Annotated in this window: 13 protein-coding genes and 1 other RNA gene; 7 read left to right on the top strand and 7 right to left on the bottom strand. The window is 41.4% G+C overall.

From position 1 onward, the window contains the following. Positions 1–4 precede the first annotated feature (4 nt). Positions 5–466, top strand: coding sequence for a biopolymer transporter ExbD (locus tag NXR94_RS04400; protein WP_258103371.1), 462 nt, complete (start codon positions 5–7; stop codon positions 464–466). A gap of 55 nt (positions 467–521) precedes the next feature. Here NXR94_RS04400 and NXR94_RS04395 read toward each other — a convergent pair whose 3' ends face one another. From NXR94_RS04395 to tsaD, 5 genes are read right to left on the bottom strand one after another with little or no spacing between them, the layout of a single operon-like run. Further along, a complete protein-coding gene (locus NXR94_RS04395; protein ID WP_258103370.1) occupies positions 522–914 on the bottom strand; it encodes a hypothetical protein in 393 nt (130 codons plus the stop codon). A gap of 5 nt (positions 915–919) precedes the next feature. Next, the gene (locus NXR94_RS04390; protein ID WP_258103369.1) at positions 920–2,290 is read right to left on the bottom strand and encodes an NAD-dependent succinate-semialdehyde dehydrogenase; all 1,371 of its coding nucleotides are present in this window, start codon (positions 2,288–2,290) and stop codon (positions 920–922) included. Positions 2,291–2,292: 2 nt separating this feature from the next. Beyond that, positions 2,293–2,796, bottom strand: coding sequence for an HNH endonuclease (locus tag NXR94_RS04385; RefSeq protein WP_258103368.1), 504 nt, complete (start codon positions 2,794–2,796; stop codon positions 2,293–2,295). Continuing rightward, the gene (gene smpB / locus NXR94_RS04380) at positions 2,793–3,251 is read right to left on the bottom strand and encodes an SsrA-binding protein SmpB (RefSeq protein ID WP_258103367.1); all 459 of its coding nucleotides are present in this window, start codon (positions 3,249–3,251) and stop codon (positions 2,793–2,795) included. Before smpB ends, NXR94_RS04385 begins: the two co-directional genes overlap by 4 nt. A 53-nt stretch (positions 3,252–3,304) precedes the next feature. Next, positions 3,305–4,309, bottom strand: coding sequence for a tRNA (adenosine(37)-N6)-threonylcarbamoyltransferase complex transferase subunit TsaD (tsaD, locus tag NXR94_RS04375; protein WP_258103366.1), 1,005 nt, complete (start codon positions 4,307–4,309; stop codon positions 3,305–3,307). 23 nt (positions 4,310–4,332) lie between these two features. Here tsaD and NXR94_RS04370 point away from each other — a divergent pair, with 23 nt between their 5' ends. The 5 genes from NXR94_RS04370 (at position 4,333) to NXR94_RS04350 (ending at position 12,174) form a co-directional block, all read left to right on the top strand. Continuing rightward, complete coding sequence (locus NXR94_RS04370) at positions 4,333–8,844, top strand: translocation/assembly module TamB (protein ID WP_258103365.1); 4,512 nt, start codon at positions 4,333–4,335, stop codon at positions 8,842–8,844. Between the two features lie 39 nt (positions 8,845–8,883). Then, the gene (locus NXR94_RS04365; protein WP_258103364.1) at positions 8,884–10,182 is read left to right on the top strand and encodes a deoxyribodipyrimidine photo-lyase; all 1,299 of its coding nucleotides are present in this window, start codon (positions 8,884–8,886) and stop codon (positions 10,180–10,182) included. A 35-nt stretch (positions 10,183–10,217) separates the two neighbouring features. Continuing rightward, on the top strand, positions 10,218–10,616 hold the full coding sequence (locus tag NXR94_RS04360) for a hypothetical protein (protein ID WP_258103363.1): 399 nt from the start codon (positions 10,218–10,220) through the stop codon (positions 10,614–10,616). 14 nt (positions 10,617–10,630) lie between these two features. Continuing rightward, positions 10,631–11,004, top strand: an RNA gene (gene rnpB, locus NXR94_RS04355) — RNase P RNA component class A. 12 nt (positions 11,005–11,016) lie between these two features. After that, on the top strand, positions 11,017–12,174 hold the full coding sequence (locus tag NXR94_RS04350; protein WP_258103362.1) for a sigma-54 dependent transcriptional regulator: 1,158 nt from the start codon (positions 11,017–11,019) through the stop codon (positions 12,172–12,174). Positions 12,175–12,406: 232 nt separating this feature from the next. On the opposite strand, the gene NXR94_RS04345 is transcribed toward NXR94_RS04350, so the two are convergent. Then, the gene (locus tag NXR94_RS04345; protein WP_258103361.1) at positions 12,407–13,393 is read right to left on the bottom strand and encodes an acyl transferase; all 987 of its coding nucleotides are present in this window, start codon (positions 13,391–13,393) and stop codon (positions 12,407–12,409) included. 43 nt (positions 13,394–13,436) lie between these two features. Here NXR94_RS04345 and NXR94_RS04340 point away from each other — a divergent pair, with 43 nt between their 5' ends. Next, complete coding sequence (locus NXR94_RS04340) at positions 13,437–14,189, top strand: hypothetical protein (protein ID WP_258103360.1); 753 nt, start codon at positions 13,437–13,439, stop codon at positions 14,187–14,189. A 9-nt stretch (positions 14,190–14,198) separates the two neighbouring features. On the opposite strand, the gene NXR94_RS04335 is transcribed toward NXR94_RS04340, so the two are convergent. Beyond that, complete coding sequence (locus NXR94_RS04335; RefSeq protein WP_258103359.1) at positions 14,199–16,604, bottom strand: thiamine pyrophosphate-dependent enzyme; 2,406 nt, start codon at positions 16,602–16,604, stop codon at positions 14,199–14,201. Positions 16,605–16,697 lie beyond the last annotated feature (93 nt).

The following is a 16,697-nucleotide window of genomic DNA, read 5'->3' as shown; positions in this document are numbered from 1 at the left end:
AATTATGTCAAAGTTTAAGAAAAGCTCAGGAACATCACAGGATATACCTACGGCTGCATTGCCAGATATTATTTTTATGCTTTTGTTTTTCTTCATGGTAACGACCGTGATGAGAGAAGATGATATTCTAGTTAAACAGCAGTTGCCGAAGGCTACGCAATTGACCAAGATTGAGAAAAAATCTTTGGTTAGTTATATCTATTTAGGTGAACCAAAGAATACTAGCCTTTTTGGAGTTGAACCGAGGATTCAGACAAATGATGTGATGGTTACTACGGAGGACATCATTCAATTTGTCAATCAGGAAAAGGATAAGCTATCAGAAGTTGAGAGAGATCAGATAACAATGTCAATGAAAGTTGATGTTGATGTAAAGTTTGGTATTGTATCTGATGTTCAGCAGGAGCTCAGAGAAGCAAATGCCAGAAGGGTACTTTACAGTTCTGTGAAATCAACTGAAGAATAGAATTATTAAAATAATAATATTGAAAAGGCTTTAGCATCTGCTAAAGCCTTTTTTATTATTCTCTTTGCTGCTCAAGCCATTTAGCAAGGTCTCGGCTATAGTTTTCTAACTCTTTATTCAGAACGGGTAAAAACTTGTTTATTTCTGTTGAAAGGTCTTCAAGTGTATTTTCAGTTGACTTTTTGATCTTGGCAGTGGAGCGCTCAAGTTTTTGCTTTTGAAGTTCAAGTTTTTCTATGGCCTCATCTATATCGATTTCCTCATTTTTCTTGCTTTTCTCTTCGGCTAGTACCTTTATAGACCTGTCAATCTTATTTTGAAGGGTTGTAAGATTCGTTAATATTCGTTCTTTCTTTTCACTGAAGGTTTCTTCCTTTGTCTGAATCTGACAGCCAGTTAGAATAATTGATAGTAGGGTGATCAATTGAAAAGATCGGTAAATAGTCATAGGTGCTAATTCTGATAAATGGATTTAATATTGACAAATTCGTGTATTCCAAATGAGGACAACTCACGGCCATATCCGCTTTGTTTTATACCTCCAAAAGGGAGTCTTGGGTCGGACTTGACATTGTCATTAATAAAACAACAGCCCGCTTCCAATTCGGTCTCTGCTAACTTAGTGGCTCTATCAATATCCTGACTAAAGATGGCAGCTCCCAATCCATAGTCGGTATCATTGGCTATTTGTAAAGCTTCTTCCTCGGTCTCTGCTTCAATAATCACGGCAATTGGCCCGAATAATTCTTCATCGAAAGCCGGCATACCTTTGGTTACTCCAGTCAATAATGTGGTAGGGAAATAGTAGCCTCTTTCTGTGCTAACCTTTTCCTGATATTCAAGAACTGCTCCTAATTTCAATGATTGCTGCAGTTGGAGCTCCAGTTTGTCTGCTAAATCCTTCCGGGCCATAGGACCGTTTTTTGTTTTTGGGTTGAGAGGGTTCCCTGAAATGTAGGATGAAATCTCGGACTTCAAGAGCTTAGTAAAGTGCGAGACATTTTTTTTGGTGACAATGAATCTTTTAGCTGCAATACAACTCTGGCCAGAGTTGATCATTCGTCCTGTTAAGCATTTCTTTGCAGCATCTTCTAAGTCAGCATCTTCAAGTATGACATAGGGATCACTTCCTCCCAGTTCTAAGACGCTCTTCTTTAAATGCTTAGCGCTTATTCCTGCCAGCGATCTCCCCGCTTCTGTTGACCCGGTCAGTGTACAAGCCACGATTTTTGGGTTCGATACCACCGACTCGATGTCAGGTATATCTAATAGAATTGTACTGAAAAGATTTTCAGGAAAACCTGCCTCCTTAAAGAGCTTTTCTATGATCAGTCCGCACCCGGTGGTGTTTGGCGAATGCTTAAGAATTCCTCCATTTCCTGCCATCAGTGCAGGTGCTGCAAACCTGAATACCTGCCAAAATGGAAAATTCCAGGGCATTACTGCGAATACCACTCCCATGGGCTGGAAGCTGATGAAACTGTTTTGAGCTTCTGTCTGAACAGGAATACTTGTAAGGAATTTTGCTGCCTCGTTAGCATAGTATCTACAGACCCAGGCACATTTTTCCACTTCCTGAACCGCCTGACCTACCGGCTTTCCCATTTCACTGGTGATCAGTAGCCCCAGTTCGTCTTTTTTTGATTCCAGCAAATCGGCCATTCTGTGCATGTAACTGGAACGTTCTTCTATCCCTATCCTGCGCCATTGAAGCCAGGAAGAATGGGCTGAATCAATAATTTGTGCAACTTCATCCTTGGTGTAATACTGATATGACTGGATGATTTCTTCGGTCGCAGGGTTTATGGTTTGGAAAGTATTCATGCTCATGCACTCTTACGTTCTAAAAATGGTTTCCAGTCCTCTCGCAAGTCTTTAAATGCTTGCTTAATGAATGTAAGGTATGTAGGTCTGGAAGGCTTTTGTCTTAAGGTCATTCCCATTTCCTCAGGAGAAAAGTCTCCTTTTTTAGAGTTGCAATGCTTGCAGGCAGTCACAAGGTTGCTCCATGTGGATTTGCCTCCCTTCGATCTGGGAATCAGATGATCCAGTGTGAGATTGTGGTTGGTGCCACAATATTGGCATTCGTGGTTGTCTCTACGAAAAATATTGTGTCTGGTCAGTACCACGCCCTGATAAGGGATGTGGATGTATCGTTTAATCTTGATTACTGAGGGGAATGGATAGCTTTGATTAATGGTTCTTAGTGACAGATCAGGGTTCTCGGTAAGTAGTTCCGCTTTGTCGAGATAGATTAGCAAAAATGCACGCTCTACAGAACAGATGCTAATGGGTGAGAAATCCTGATTTAGCACTAATACCGAATTCATGTGAGTTTCATTCTCTTGAGTTCTCTATCCTGGTCCTTTTTCTTAATACTGTCACGCTTATCAAAGAGTTTTTTACCTTGAGCCAGTGCAATTTCCAGCTTAACAAGTCCTCTGGCGTTAATGTACAACCTGACCGGTACTAGTGTCAGTCCTTTTTCTTCAGTTCTGGATTTGATCTTCAGAATTTCCTTTTTATTTAAAAGCAGCTTGCGATCCCTAACGGGTTCGTGGGCATTAAATGAGCTTTTGGTATAAGGGGAGATATTCATTCCCTTAATGAAAGCTTCTTCTTTGCTTATAAAGCAGTAGGCTTCAGTTATGCTGGCTTTTCCCTCTCGAATTGATTTTATCTCAGATCCTTTCAATACCAATCCAGCTTCAAATTTTTCAATGAAGTTGAATTCGTAAGAAGCTTTGCGATTCTTGATTTGTATGTTGTTGGAAAAGCGTTGCATAATTAGCTAACTATAAAAATATTAAATATGATTCGATCAGTGAAAAAAGGGCTTTAAAATCCCATGCGCGGTTGAGGGCTGTCTTTAAGGGTCCCAAATAGATGATCACGGTATTTAAAGTATCCTGTCATCGCAACCATTGCTGCATTATCTGTGCAATACTCAAACTTTGGGATATAGACCTGCCACCCCAACTTTTTTCCTTCTTCATCTAGTCGTTTTCGAACGCCCGAGTTGGCCGATACCCCCCCCGCAATAGCAATATGCTTAATTTTGGTTGTTTTGGCTGCCTTTTTAAGTTTTATGAAAAGCATGTCTATAAGGGTCTGTTGCAGGCTGGCCGCTAAATCATTCTGATGCTCTTCAACGAAATTTGGGTTCTTTTTAGTTTCATCCCTGATAAAATATAAGAATGCGGTTTTTATACCTGAAAAGGAATAATTCAAATCGGGAATATTGCTGTGAGGGAAAGTAAAACGCAAAGGATCGCCTGATTGAGATAGTTTATCAATCCTGGGGCCTCCAGGGTAACCAATATCCATCACCTTGGCACATTTGTCAAAAGCCTCACCGACAGCATCATCTATGGTTGTACCGATGACTTCCATATCATGATAGCTTTTGACCTTAACAATTTGTGTATGCCCTCCACTGATTGTAAGGCAAAGGAATGGAAACTCAGGTTGAGGATCTTCAATAAAATGAGCGAGTACATGCGCCTGCATGTGGTTGATGGGGATAACAGGAACATCCAATGCAGCCGCCATTCCTTTTGCAAATGAGCTACCGACGAGCAAAGCACCTAACAATCCCGGACCCTGAGTATAGGCAATTGCACTAATTTCTCTGGCATTGATATTGTTCTCTTCCAGGCATGCGTTAATTATGGGGACGATATTCTTCTGATGGGCACGCGATGCAAGTTCAGGAACTACTCCACCATACTTTTCATGAATGGACTGGGTAGCGATATTATTACTTATTATTTTTCCATCTTTGCAAATCGCAGCGGCGGTCTCGTCACAAGATGACTCAATACCCAGTATTATTTCACTCATTTCACCTAAAAAACGTTAGCTAATTGAGCGGCAAGTTAACAATAGGAAACATACTTAACACGCTGGGAAATGTACTCTTTGCATTGGTTTTGAGTATTTTGACACTACTGACAGTAGTTATTCTGCTTCTTCAAACTGTCACGTTTCAAAATTTCCTGGTAGAGAAAATTCTCACGCGATTAAATAAGGATCTTGTTGAGGAGGTGTCATTCTCGAGGATCAAAGTCAAGTGGTTTGATTCGATTGTCCTAAAAGGAGTAGAGTTAACGGATTACCGGGATAATCAAATGGCCAGGTTAGGCTATTTAAATGTCAATTTTGACCTTGTCAGGATTATCAAGAGTGGAAATATCAAGGTAAGTCAACTTGAATTGAGTGATGTTGATGTAAACCTCAGGAAATATGATGACTCTCTGAATATTAATTTGATTGAGTTCGTGAATCGTTTTGAATCCAAAAAGGAACCCAAACACAAAAAGGATTCAATAAAAAAGGTAAGCCGTTATACGCTTTCTTATGCCTACATGGAGAATGTGGTAATATCTTATATCAACGATCAGAAAGATGGTGCACAGCCGGGCAGGATTGATTTTGCAAATATTGATTTGAAGCTCGATCAGGGAATCTTTGATGATATTTCTCTGGTAGGAGATTCCATTAATTTTCAAATTGGCTCTTTCAAAGCACAGGAAAGAAATTCAGGATTAACAATTAATGATTGGCAGACCCAAATCACATTTACGCCGCAATCCTTATTCCTTGATGACCTGAGCCTGTCAGTCAATGATTCCTACCTTGGTGAGCAAGTGCATCTTATGTATTCAGATTTGAAGGATTTTGGGAATTTTATGCAGGCCATCAATATGGATCTTCGCCTGAAAAAAACCAGAATTAACCCCCGGGATTTAAAGTATTTTGCGGATATCAATAGCGAACTTCCAATTGTTGAATTTGATGGCAGGGTCTCCGGTACTGTAAGTGCACTATCAGTACGTGATATGGTGCTAAAGGCTCGTAAACGGACTCAATTGAAAGGTTCTGCAGATATGTTTGGCCTTCCTAATATTGATGAAACTTTCATTGATCTTTCAATCACAGATGGAGATGTCTGGACCGAAGATTTCAACGACTTACTAAATGACCTTCCTGCTCAGACAGGAGTGAAACACCTCTCCTTGAAAGGGAATTTTTCAGGGTTTTTAAGTGATTTTGTTGCCAAGGTGGATGTGCAGACCGGGCAAGGGAGTCTTGTTTCAGATTTAAATTTGAAACTCCCAAAAAACTGGGAAGACGCTCAGTACTCAGGCAATTTGAAGGTGACCAATTTTAATGCAGGGGCTTTCTTAAATGATAAAAGGCTGGTTCAAAATGTCAATTTTCAGGGGTTTATTAAGGGGAGTGGTCTGACCATTGATAATGCGAATTTTTATACAGAGGGTGAACTGAAGGATGCTGGAATCTACGGATATCAATACCAGTCAATCAAGGCAAAAGGTGAGTTCGCCTCAAGTTATTTTAATGGATCACTGCGGGTGATAGACCCGAATTTGTTGTTGGATGTAGATGGTACCGTGAACCTTGCGTCCAAGCCGGAAAAGATCCAAATAAAGTCCAATGTTAAAAAAGCCAACTTTTATCAGCTTGGTTTGGCAAGCGAAGACTATCGATTAAGTACGAAAATCGATTTGGTGCTTAATGGTTTGAATATTGATAGTCTGACCTCAAATACCAGGATTGAAAATACCATAATAAGTCATAAGGAAAAGGAATTGCTCGTTGATTCTGTCATATTTACGACTCAAAACACTGGTTTGGGGAGAGATATCCTTTTTGCCGTTCCGAATTTTCAAGGACGCATTTATGGAGATTTCTACTATTCACAATTGACACAGGATCTTGCTGCCTTTGCAAAGGATCTTTCTACGTATTTTGATCCGACTGTAGGTCGTGATTCATTGTATCAACCAAATGAGGGTAGTGACTACAAGGTAAAATTTGATCTAAAATATGGTGATTTAAATGAATACATTAGATTCTTTACCCGCAGGCTTTATGTTTCTCCTAAGGGAACAGTATCTGGTGAATTCCTTCAAAGGAAGAATGCTACTATATCCTTTTTCGCAGAAGTAGATTCAGTGAATTTTGAGGGAATTGGGTTTAATGATAATTCAGTTGATGTAAACATATCAATGGACCATGCATCCAAAGGAATTCTGGGTATGGCCTATTTCAACTCCAGGGATCAATACTGGCGGGCTATTCCCAATAGCTCGGATCTTGCTGTTGAAGCAGTTTGGGAAAATGACCACCTTGATGTGAATACCACTATTGAGCAGGAGGAAACCAATTCAAGGGCATCTGTCAATTTGGGCATTGATTTCTATGAGCACAGTCTGGCGTTCGAGTTCAGACCTTCAGTATTGACGATTTTGGGAGATGAGTGGTCCTTCAGTAGGCATAACCGGATTGAGTATGATGGAGCCACGACTATTATAGATCAGTTAGAGCTTTCTCAAAACGAACAGGTTATTGCTCTGAGCGGAGTTTATTCTGATAGTCTGACCACGGATGTTTCTTTATTCGTAAGAAATTTTCAGATGCCGAACCTTAATACGGTTTTGCCTGTACATCTCGAGGGTGTTTTTGATGGAGATGTGGATATCTACAGGGAAATTGGAGACACTACTAATCTGATTCGTGGTGATATCAATATAGGAGAACTCTATGTGGACGATATTTTCGTTGGAGACATCAATGGGGAGAGTGAATGGAGTGATGAATTAGGACGTCTATCGATTGATTTTGCGATAAAGAGAGAATCAATTAATACCATCGTGCTGGCTGGTGATTTCTATCCCGACCGACGAGAAGATCAGTTGGATATGAAGCTGAACTTTGATCAGGCCAACCTTATTTTATTATCTCCGATTGTGACAGGAACTTTATCTAATGTGTCTGGAACAGCGGATGGCGAAATAACAATCAAGGGAATAGCAACGAGTCCGTTGTTAAAGGGGTTTTGCAGGGTGTCTGATGCAAAGTTTACCTATGACTATCTGGGTGTTACCTACATAGCAAACGGAAGGTTAAATGTTGATAATGAATCTATTGTCATTGATTATCTGCTCCTTCGAGATAAGGACAATAACCTTGCACGGGTCAAAGGACAAATCGATCATACTGGATTTGAGAACATCCGACCGAATATCACGCTGGATACCAGAAGGTTCTTGTTTCTAAACACCCCATCAACCACTGAAGAGTTGTATTATGGGACGGCTTATGCATCAGGTTCTGTGGGTGTTTTGGGATCTTTGGATGACCTGCTTATAGAAGCGAAGATTCGATCAGAGAAGGGTACGAAGGTATATATGCCTCTTGAAGAGGAGGGCCAGGTTGAACATAAGGAGTATATCCTTTTTAGAAATTTTCAAGATACCACCTCGAAGAGTGAAGTGGAGGATGTGATCAAAAAATCGATTTCCGGAGTTCGACTGGATTTTGATATGGAAGTGACGCCTGATGCTTATGTCGAATTGATTTTTGATAAACGAGCGGGTGATATCATCAAAGGTTCAGCAAATGGAAATCTCAATCTTGTTTTGGATACCAATGGAGAGTTTGAGTTGTTTGGAGATGTGAGTATCACAGAAGGAGCTTACAATTTCACCTCTAGCATTAAGGGTAGAACGTTCCTCTCCAAAGAATTTAGTGTTGAACCCGGAAGTACTATTACCTGGTATGGAGACCCATTTGCCGGGATTCTGAATCTTCGAGCCATTTACAGGCAAATGGCCTCGTTATCGGATTATCGAAGGACAACCGATGAGGGAGCAGATTCTCAGCGTTTGCCTGTTTTGGTGGTACTGGCACTCAAAGGCGAGATGTTCTCCCCAAGTATTTCATTTGAAATCAGATTGGATGACACGCAATCACTCGCCTCTAATCAGGATAAAGCTGAAATATCTGCAATCAATAGTAATGAGCAAGATCTTAAAACGCAGGTATTCAGCTTGTTGATGATGAAAAAATTCACTCCTAAAGGTGATTTCAGTGTTCAGGGCGGAAATACCGCAGTATCCAGTCTTAGTGAATTCGTATCTAATCAGCTGTCCTATTATGCCAGCCAGTTCAATGAGAATTTGGAAGTGGATCTGGATGTTAACTCAATGGACAACAATGCATTGAATGCGCAACTCCGCCTTTCATATACCTTTCTTGATGGTAGGTTAAAGGTGAGTGGAGCCGGTGGATTTAATCAAAATTCAACCAGTAATCAGGTGAATAATGGAAATGACAATTCATTTATCGGTGATTGGAGTGTCAGGTACCTTCTGACGTCAGACGGCAGACTACGCTTGAGGGCATTTAGCCAGTCTGAACAGGTGGCAGGAGTACAACAACGTGAAACGGGGGTGAGTTTGCAGATGATCAACTCCTTTGATGATCTTCGTGAATTACTTAAAACCAGCAAAATCAGAGATCTGATAAGGCGACGGGAAGAGGAAAGTGAGAGTGAAGAAGAAGCCTTGTAATTCTTAAAAACATCCCGGAGAGTTCATGGTTTAGCTTTTATGCAAAAGATCAATGTGTTTTGGTTTAGAAGAGACCTTCGGCTGTATGACAATGCCGGGCTTTTCTACGCTTTGAGTGATCAATATCCGGTTTTGCCCGTCTTTATATTTGATCGAAATATTCTGGATGAACTACAGGATGAACATGATTCCAGGGTCACTTTTATCCATGATCAGGTTACTCGCTTAAATGAAGAACTCAAACAATTTGGTTCCGGTCTTAAAGTCTTGTATGATACTCCTGAGCATGCTTATCAGCAGTTGCTGGATCAACATGATATCAACGCGGTTTTTACCAATAGAGACTATGAACCATATGCGAAAGAGCGGGACAAGAGGGTTGAGGATGTTCTGACGAAGAAGAATATCAGTTTCTTCACTTTCAAGGATCATGTGATCTTTGAGCAGGGAGAAATCCTTAATGACCAGAATGAGCCTTACAAAGTCTTTACACCCTACAAAAGGCGCTGGCTGTCAAAGTATTATGCCCAAAAAGGTCATTCTTACCATTCGGAAAATCAGGTTAAGCAGTATTGGCAAACAGATCCTTTGGAGGTTCCTCCCTTGTCATCTATTGGTTTCAAAAGAAGTAATATAGCAGTGCCTCCATGTGAGTTGAATAAGAACATTGTAAAGTCATATGCAAAGGATAGAGATTTTCCTTACAAGGATGGAACTTCCAGGTTAGGAGTGCACTTGCGTTTTGGAACCCTGAGCATTCGCAAGGCTGTCGATTTTGCCAATCGATATTCGGAGGTGTGGCTAAGTGAACTGATCTGGCGGGAATTTTACTCCATGATCATGGCACATTTCCCTCATGTGGTTCATGCTGCATTCAAGTCTCAATACGATCGGATCGAATGGATGAATGATTCGGAGCATTTCCAAAGATGGTGTGACGGTACTACTGGGTATCCTATTGTAGATGCGGGTATGAGAGAGTTGAATGCAACCGGATATATGCACAATCGTGTTAGAATGATTACGGCTAGCTTTCTAACCAAGCATTTATTGATTGACTGGAGGTGGGGTGAAGCCTATTTTGCAAGTAAACTGCTGGATTTTGATCTGGCTAGTAATAATGGTGGCTGGCAATGGGCGGCTGGTACGGGGACAGATGCACAACCGTACTTTCGGGTTTTTAACCCCTACAGCCAGCAGGAAAAATTCGACCCAAAAATGGAATATATCAAACAATGGGTTCCTGAATTGGGAACCGCATCCTATCCAGAGCCAATAGTGGAGCATAAGTATGCCAGAGAAAGGGCCATAAAAACCTTTAAAGAATCCATTAGCTGATTTTTTTTTGTACCTTTCCCTAATAACTTATAACTATGGATTTTTCACTATTTAATAAGAAACTGGCCAAGGATATTAAGGCAGAGCATACGGAGTATGACGCCAATCATTCAGTGTTTATTGTTCCGCTAAAAGGTGCAAGATTTCAGACGGTAATCGCCCAACTTCTGGATCATCCTAAGTTCAATAAGAAGGTGGTCAAAGTCAGCACTAAGATTTGTTATACCAGTGAGGACATCGATTATCCTTCGGTACTTGCAGGAAGTGCAGATTTCGTTCATACCAGATTCATTGTTGAAGATGATCTATTGAAAGCTGAGGCTTCATTCTTTTTCGAAGCGGCCAATGAAAAGATCATGAAAGAGATGATTCTGGAAGTGGCTAACACCGCCGATGAGTGGGAATTCAAGATTACCGGAAAAGATGTCTTTTAATTTTATAATTTTGCAAAGCAAGCCGGCCCATCGTGCCATTTAGGTGGTAAGGAAAGTCCGGGCAGCATAGAGCAGCGTACTTCTTAACGGGAAGGTTCGGGCGTTTTGCGTTCGGGCAGATAGTGCCACAGAAATATACCGCTCTTATGGTTTCCATAGGAGTAAGGGTGAAAAGGTGAGGTAAGAGCTCACCGGTCCGGTAGTGATATCGGGCGTCCAGGTAAACCTTACGCGCTGAAAGACCAAATAGGTTCTGCATGGAGTTGCTCGCTCCTTTTGTAGAATGGGTAGGTTGATAGAGCTGTCTAGTGATAGGCAGTCGAGATAAATGGTGGGACTTGATGCTCGTCATCAATGACAGAACCCGGCTTACAGGCTTGCATTTTTTTTCTTTTTATTTATGGCTCACATTCTAATAGTAGATGACGAAAAAAGTATTCGGGAAACTTTAAAGGAGATTCTTGAATATGAAAAATACGAAATCAGTGAAGCGGCAGATGGAGAAGCCGCCTTTAAAATCTTGGATAAAGGCGGGGTAGATGTCGTTCTATGTGATATACAAATGCCTAAAATGGACGGCCTGGAGCTTTTGGAGAAAAGCATGGAGGCTGGTATAGACTCCCAGTTTATTATGGTTTCTGCTCATGGGACGATAGAAACTGCTGTAGATGCGACCAAAAAGGGCGCATATGATTTCATCCAAAAGCCACCTGATTTAAACAGGCTCCTGCTCACAGTCAGAAATGCGCTGGACAAGACGAACCTGCAGACGGAGACAAAACGTCTTAAGAAAAAGGTGAGCAAGGCGTTTGATATTATTGGGGAGTCAAAAGAAATTCTTGATATCAAAGGAACCATCGAAAAGGTGGCACCCACGGAGGCGCGAGTCTTGATAACGGGGGAAAATGGTACCGGAAAGGAGCTTGTTGCCAGATGGTTGCATGAAAAGAGTAATCGCTCGGGATCTGACTTGGTAGAGGTGAATTGTGCGGCAATACCTTCAGAATTGATTGAAAGTGAGTTGTTTGGTCATGAGAAAGGATCGTTTACCTCGGCCCATAAGCAACGAATTGGAAAGTTTGAACAGGCTACAGGTGGAACGCTTTTTTTAGATGAAATAGGGGACATGAGCTTATCGGCTCAAGCCAAAGTATTGAGGGCCTTGCAGGAGCATAAGATTACCAGGGTGGGCGGAGATAAGCCCATAAAAGTCGATGTACGTGTGCTTGCCGCTACCAACAAAGATTTGAAAAAGGAGATTGCAGATGGTAATTTCCGGGAAGACCTTTATCACAGACTAAGTGTAATGATCATTCAGGTGCCTGCCTTACGTGACCGGGCATCAGATATCCCATTATTAGTGGATCACTTCCTTGAGAAAATTGCAGAAGAATATGGAACAGCCAAGAAGAAAGTCGACAAAGCGGCCATAGAAAAACTGTCCAGCTACCAATGGACCGGAAACATACGTGAACTTAGAAATATAGTCGAGAGACTGGTGATAATGGCGGATAGCACCATTTCAAAAGAAGACGTAGAGAAGTACGTAGAAATCTAACCCCTACAATCAGATGTTTTGCGCCTCTTCTGAAACGTCAGCTTTAGCGTAAGTAGGGCATGTTTTCTGTGTGCAAGCGGATAGTCCAACTAGTACAAGTGCGATTATGATCAGTTTTATTTTCATATGCGGTGTGCTTTACTTTTTAATGATGTAAATTCCGATATACCTATTCCAAAAGTAGGGCGGTTTTTGATGTAAAACAACAAATTGCAATTAATAATTCATTGCATTAAAAACTCTCGGCCATCAGGTTACAACCTCTGATATCGGAGTTGTCATAACGCCCCAAAACCTCGAATCGCTCTCCATCAACTAATCGTCCAAGGTCTTTGGTTTCAATGAATGCACAGGAATGAATATTGCCAAGATCAATGATGTTTATTCCACCTGTTTTTTGATTTGGCTTGTACGAAAATGGGTCATTGATATCACGAATAAGGACTTTTGACCAGGCGGGGAGTTGAAAAATTGCATTGGAGGAGTAAGCCTGCACGGTCAATTCAGTCATGCCGTATTCCGAAAGAATTTTGCCCGGATTTAAGCCATTTCGAATTTTTTCATGAAGCTCATGCCTGGTTATCTCTTTTCGGCGGCCTTTCATTCCCCCGGTTTCAATAACGGTAAGATTGGGGAATTGACCATGATGTTGCTCGATGAAATCGAGGAGAGCAAATGATACCCCAAATAGATACACTTTTTCATGTTGATTTTGGTGGAGCGTTTCTGCTAACTTATCGAATTGGGGAGCTCCAAAATAGTGATTTCCTCGCCCACTCTCATTCATAAAATGATCAACCATAGCGATCAGGGAGGATCCCCCCTGGTCTTGATAGGATGGAAGTAGTGCGAGTATTAACTGCTTCTGGATTGGTCCTACAAGCTTTTCAAAGGTATCTTTTGCAAGGGTTAGGTATTGATCATTGTATCGTACAAAATGCTGGCTTCTTACGGATGACGTTGTAGCACTACTCAGGTAGATTTTGTTCTCCTTCCATTTTCCAGTCTTGATTTGATGTGATTTGAAGAACTCAATAGGCAAAAAGGGAATACCTTCGAGTGTTTCGGTATTTGAAGGAGTTCGGTTTAATCCAGAACAATATTCACGGTATAACGTGTTATTATTCCATTGGTATTTGAAAAGCTCAAGTGCAGCCATTTGAAAGGAATGGCTGTCGAAATTGTTAAATTGGTTAATGAAATTTTCAGAGTCGAACATCCGTTGTACTACTAATGGAAAGTGTTAATACATTTGTAAAGATATGAACAGAATACTCCTGCAAATATGCTTAATAATCTCTGTTGGATCATTTCTGACAGGTTGTTTCGATCCTCCTGAGTATTCGGATGTTCCTAAGATCAAGTTTAAGGAACTGAGATTTATTGATTCATCGGTGGGTGCGGATTCACTCACAATCACCTTTGACTTTGAAGATGGGGATGGGGATATCGGCCTGCGCGAAATTGACACTTATCCACCCTTTCATCCATATTACTTTGTTGTAAACTCTGAAGGTTTTGGGGTTACCTACACGATGCCTGATTCTCTCGTAAAGCCGCCATTTTATTTGGCAGATCCTTTTGATGAGGTATTGTCCCAAACAGATTTTTTTAGCGATACGGATAATCGACCGGAATTCAATTGTGATGATTACTACTTTGGAGACGGAATCGAGGACACATTTTTTATTGTTCAGAACAAGTACCACAGCAATCTGATTATTGACTTCCTGTTTCGAAAGAATGGCATTTACCAAGAGGTTACAATTGGTGATTTTTTAGGTCAGAGTGACTGTAGCCAGGAAGTTGATAATTTGCGTATTCCTATTTTTGATTACGAAAGGATTAATAAACCGACAACAGGTACGATTAGCTACTCTTTTGTATCCCAGGGACTTAAGCTATTCCTGGCTCAGGATACATTCAAGCTGAAATTCTTTGTATACGACCGGGCTCTTAACCAGAGTAATGAGGTAGAAACTCCGGAGTTTACTCTTTCGGATATCTTACAGTAAAGCTTTTGATTAGAAAATATCCTTGAACCTTTCAGGGTCTGCTTCTACAAACAATCCGTAAACGGCTTCAAAAACATCTTCAATATTCGGTTTTGAGAAGTAGTCTCCATCCGTGCCGTAGGCCGGACGATGCTCCCGAGCTGCCACAGTGATCGGTTTCGAATCCAGGTATTGATAACCACCGTCTCTTTCGAGAACATTTTGCATCATATAGGCCGTGGCACCGCCAGGCACATCTTCGTCGAGAAATACTATTCTGCTGGTTTTCTTCAATGATTCTAGAACCACCTGCGTACGATCAAAAGGCATCAATGTCTGAACGTCAATGACTTCACAGGAAATGCCGATTTCTTCAAGCTGAGTAGCTGCCTCCATTACGATCCGACACATTGAGCCATAGGTAACCAATGTCACATCTTCACCAGAACGAAGAATTTCCGGGATGCCGAGAGGCACACAAACCTCTGAAAGATTTTCCGGCATCTTTTCCTTTAATCGATAAGCATTTAACGGCTCAACGATGATCGCAGGATCATCTCCTTTCAACAAGGTATTATAAAACCCAGCAGCCTGGGTCAGGTTTCTTGGAACACATAGATGGATTCCTCGAACCGTTCCCAAAATCATGCTCATTGGTGATCCACTATGCCAGACTCCTTCAAGTCTATGTCCACGGGTTCTGAGGATAATAGGGGCAACCTGTCCACCTTTAGTTCGGTAATGTAGACATGCCAGGTCATCCGATAAGGTTTGGATCGTATAAATGAGATAGTCTAAATATTGAACCTCCACAATAGGACGCAGGCCTCTCAGCGCAGAGCCAATTCCCTGTCCGATGATTGTTGGTTCGCGAATGCCTGTGTCAGTGATTCTCAGTTCTCCGAAAATCTCCTGCAAACCGGCAAAGCCCTGATTTACATCCCCGATTTTACCCACATCTTCGCCAATAGCGAATACACGCGGATCTCTTTTGAAAATTTCTTCAAAACCTGCTCTAACGACTTCTCTTCCATCAACCTGCTTCGAATCCTCTTTGTAAACAGGCTTTACTTCTTCTACAAGTAGGGGAGAATGGCCATTTTCAACGAATAATGTAGAGCTATATTCTTCAGTGTACTTGGTCCTTTTTTCATCAAACCAGCTAAGCAACTCTCTTTTCTCTTGGCTAAACTCATTTCGGATCAGTCGGAGCGTTTTTCTCACTGTCCGAAGAATGTCTGCCTTGGTAGGATTGAGGGTGCTTTTTAGCTCATTTTTGAGCAACACGAGCTCTCTTTTGCTGTCATGTTTTACAGCAACCTTATTGAGGATTTCAAGAGCACTGTCAAAATCCACCTTGATACTTTTGGAATACTCTACCCATGCCTTTTCGCGACCTTTTTTCGCCTTGAGCTTAGATTCCTTTTCAATTTTCTCTAATTCCTGAGGAGTTGCGATGCCTTCTTCCAGAATCCACTCCTTCATTTTCTTCAGACAGTCAAACTCGTGTTCCCACTCAAGTCGTTCTTTAGACTTGTATCTTTCATGCGACCCCGAGGTAGAATGACCTTGCGGTTGAGTGAGATCCTCAACATGAACCAGGCTAGGTACGTGTTTAGTCCTTGCCAGATGTACTGCTTTTTTGTAGGCCTCAACAAGTTCCACATAGTCCCAGCCTTTTACCGCGAATATCTCAATTCCTTCCTCGGTTTTGGTTCTTTGAAAACCGGCTACGGCCTTCGAAATGCTTTCTTTTGTAGTGTGATATTCGTTTGGTACGGAAATCCCAAATCCGTCATCCCATACGGAGAGGACCATGGGGATTTGGAGTACTCCTGAAGCGTTAATGGCTTCAAAGAAATGCCCTTCCGAAGTAGAGGCATTACCTATGGTTCCAAAGGCAACCTCATTTCCATTGATGGAAAAGTCTTTAAAGTCAGCAAGCTCCGGATTATTTCGATACAATTTAGATGCATAGGCAAGTCCCACCAGACGTGGAATCTGAGCCGCGGTGCAGGAAACATCCGATGCAGAGTTTTTCATACTTGTGAGGCTTTTCCACTCACCATTTTCATCCATTGACCTCGTTCCAAAATGACCGTTCATCATTCGTCCACCTGATGCCGGTTCATGCGCTACATCAGTATGTGCATATAGTTGTGAAAAGAACTCCTGGACGGTTAGTTCACCGATGGCCATCATAAAGGTTTGATCCCTGTAGTATCCCGATCGCCAATCGCCGTTTTTAAAGGCTTTAGCTTTGGCAATTTGAGCTACTTCTTTTCCATCTCCAAAGATCCCAAATTTAGCTTTACCCATAAATACCTCCTTACGGCCTATAAGGCTCATTTCACGGCTTTCCACTGCCAAAGCATAGTCTGCAAGGATTTCACTTACGGAGAGGTCTAATTGCTTTTTGGTCTGTGTAGTACTCATGAATTAAGGCTTAATATTTAGCGGTTTGGGAAGGCTGAACTCACGCTCAAATATAGCCAAAATTCAAAAGAGCTGGTTGAAAATTATTCGTAT

Source organism: Marinoscillum sp. MHG1-6 (assembly GCF_024714475.1).
Taxonomy (GTDB): domain Bacteria; phylum Bacteroidota; class Bacteroidia; order Cytophagales; family Cyclobacteriaceae; genus JAMZMI01.
Note: the sequence above shows the minus strand (reverse complement) of the source record. Positions and strands in the feature narration are given on the sequence as shown.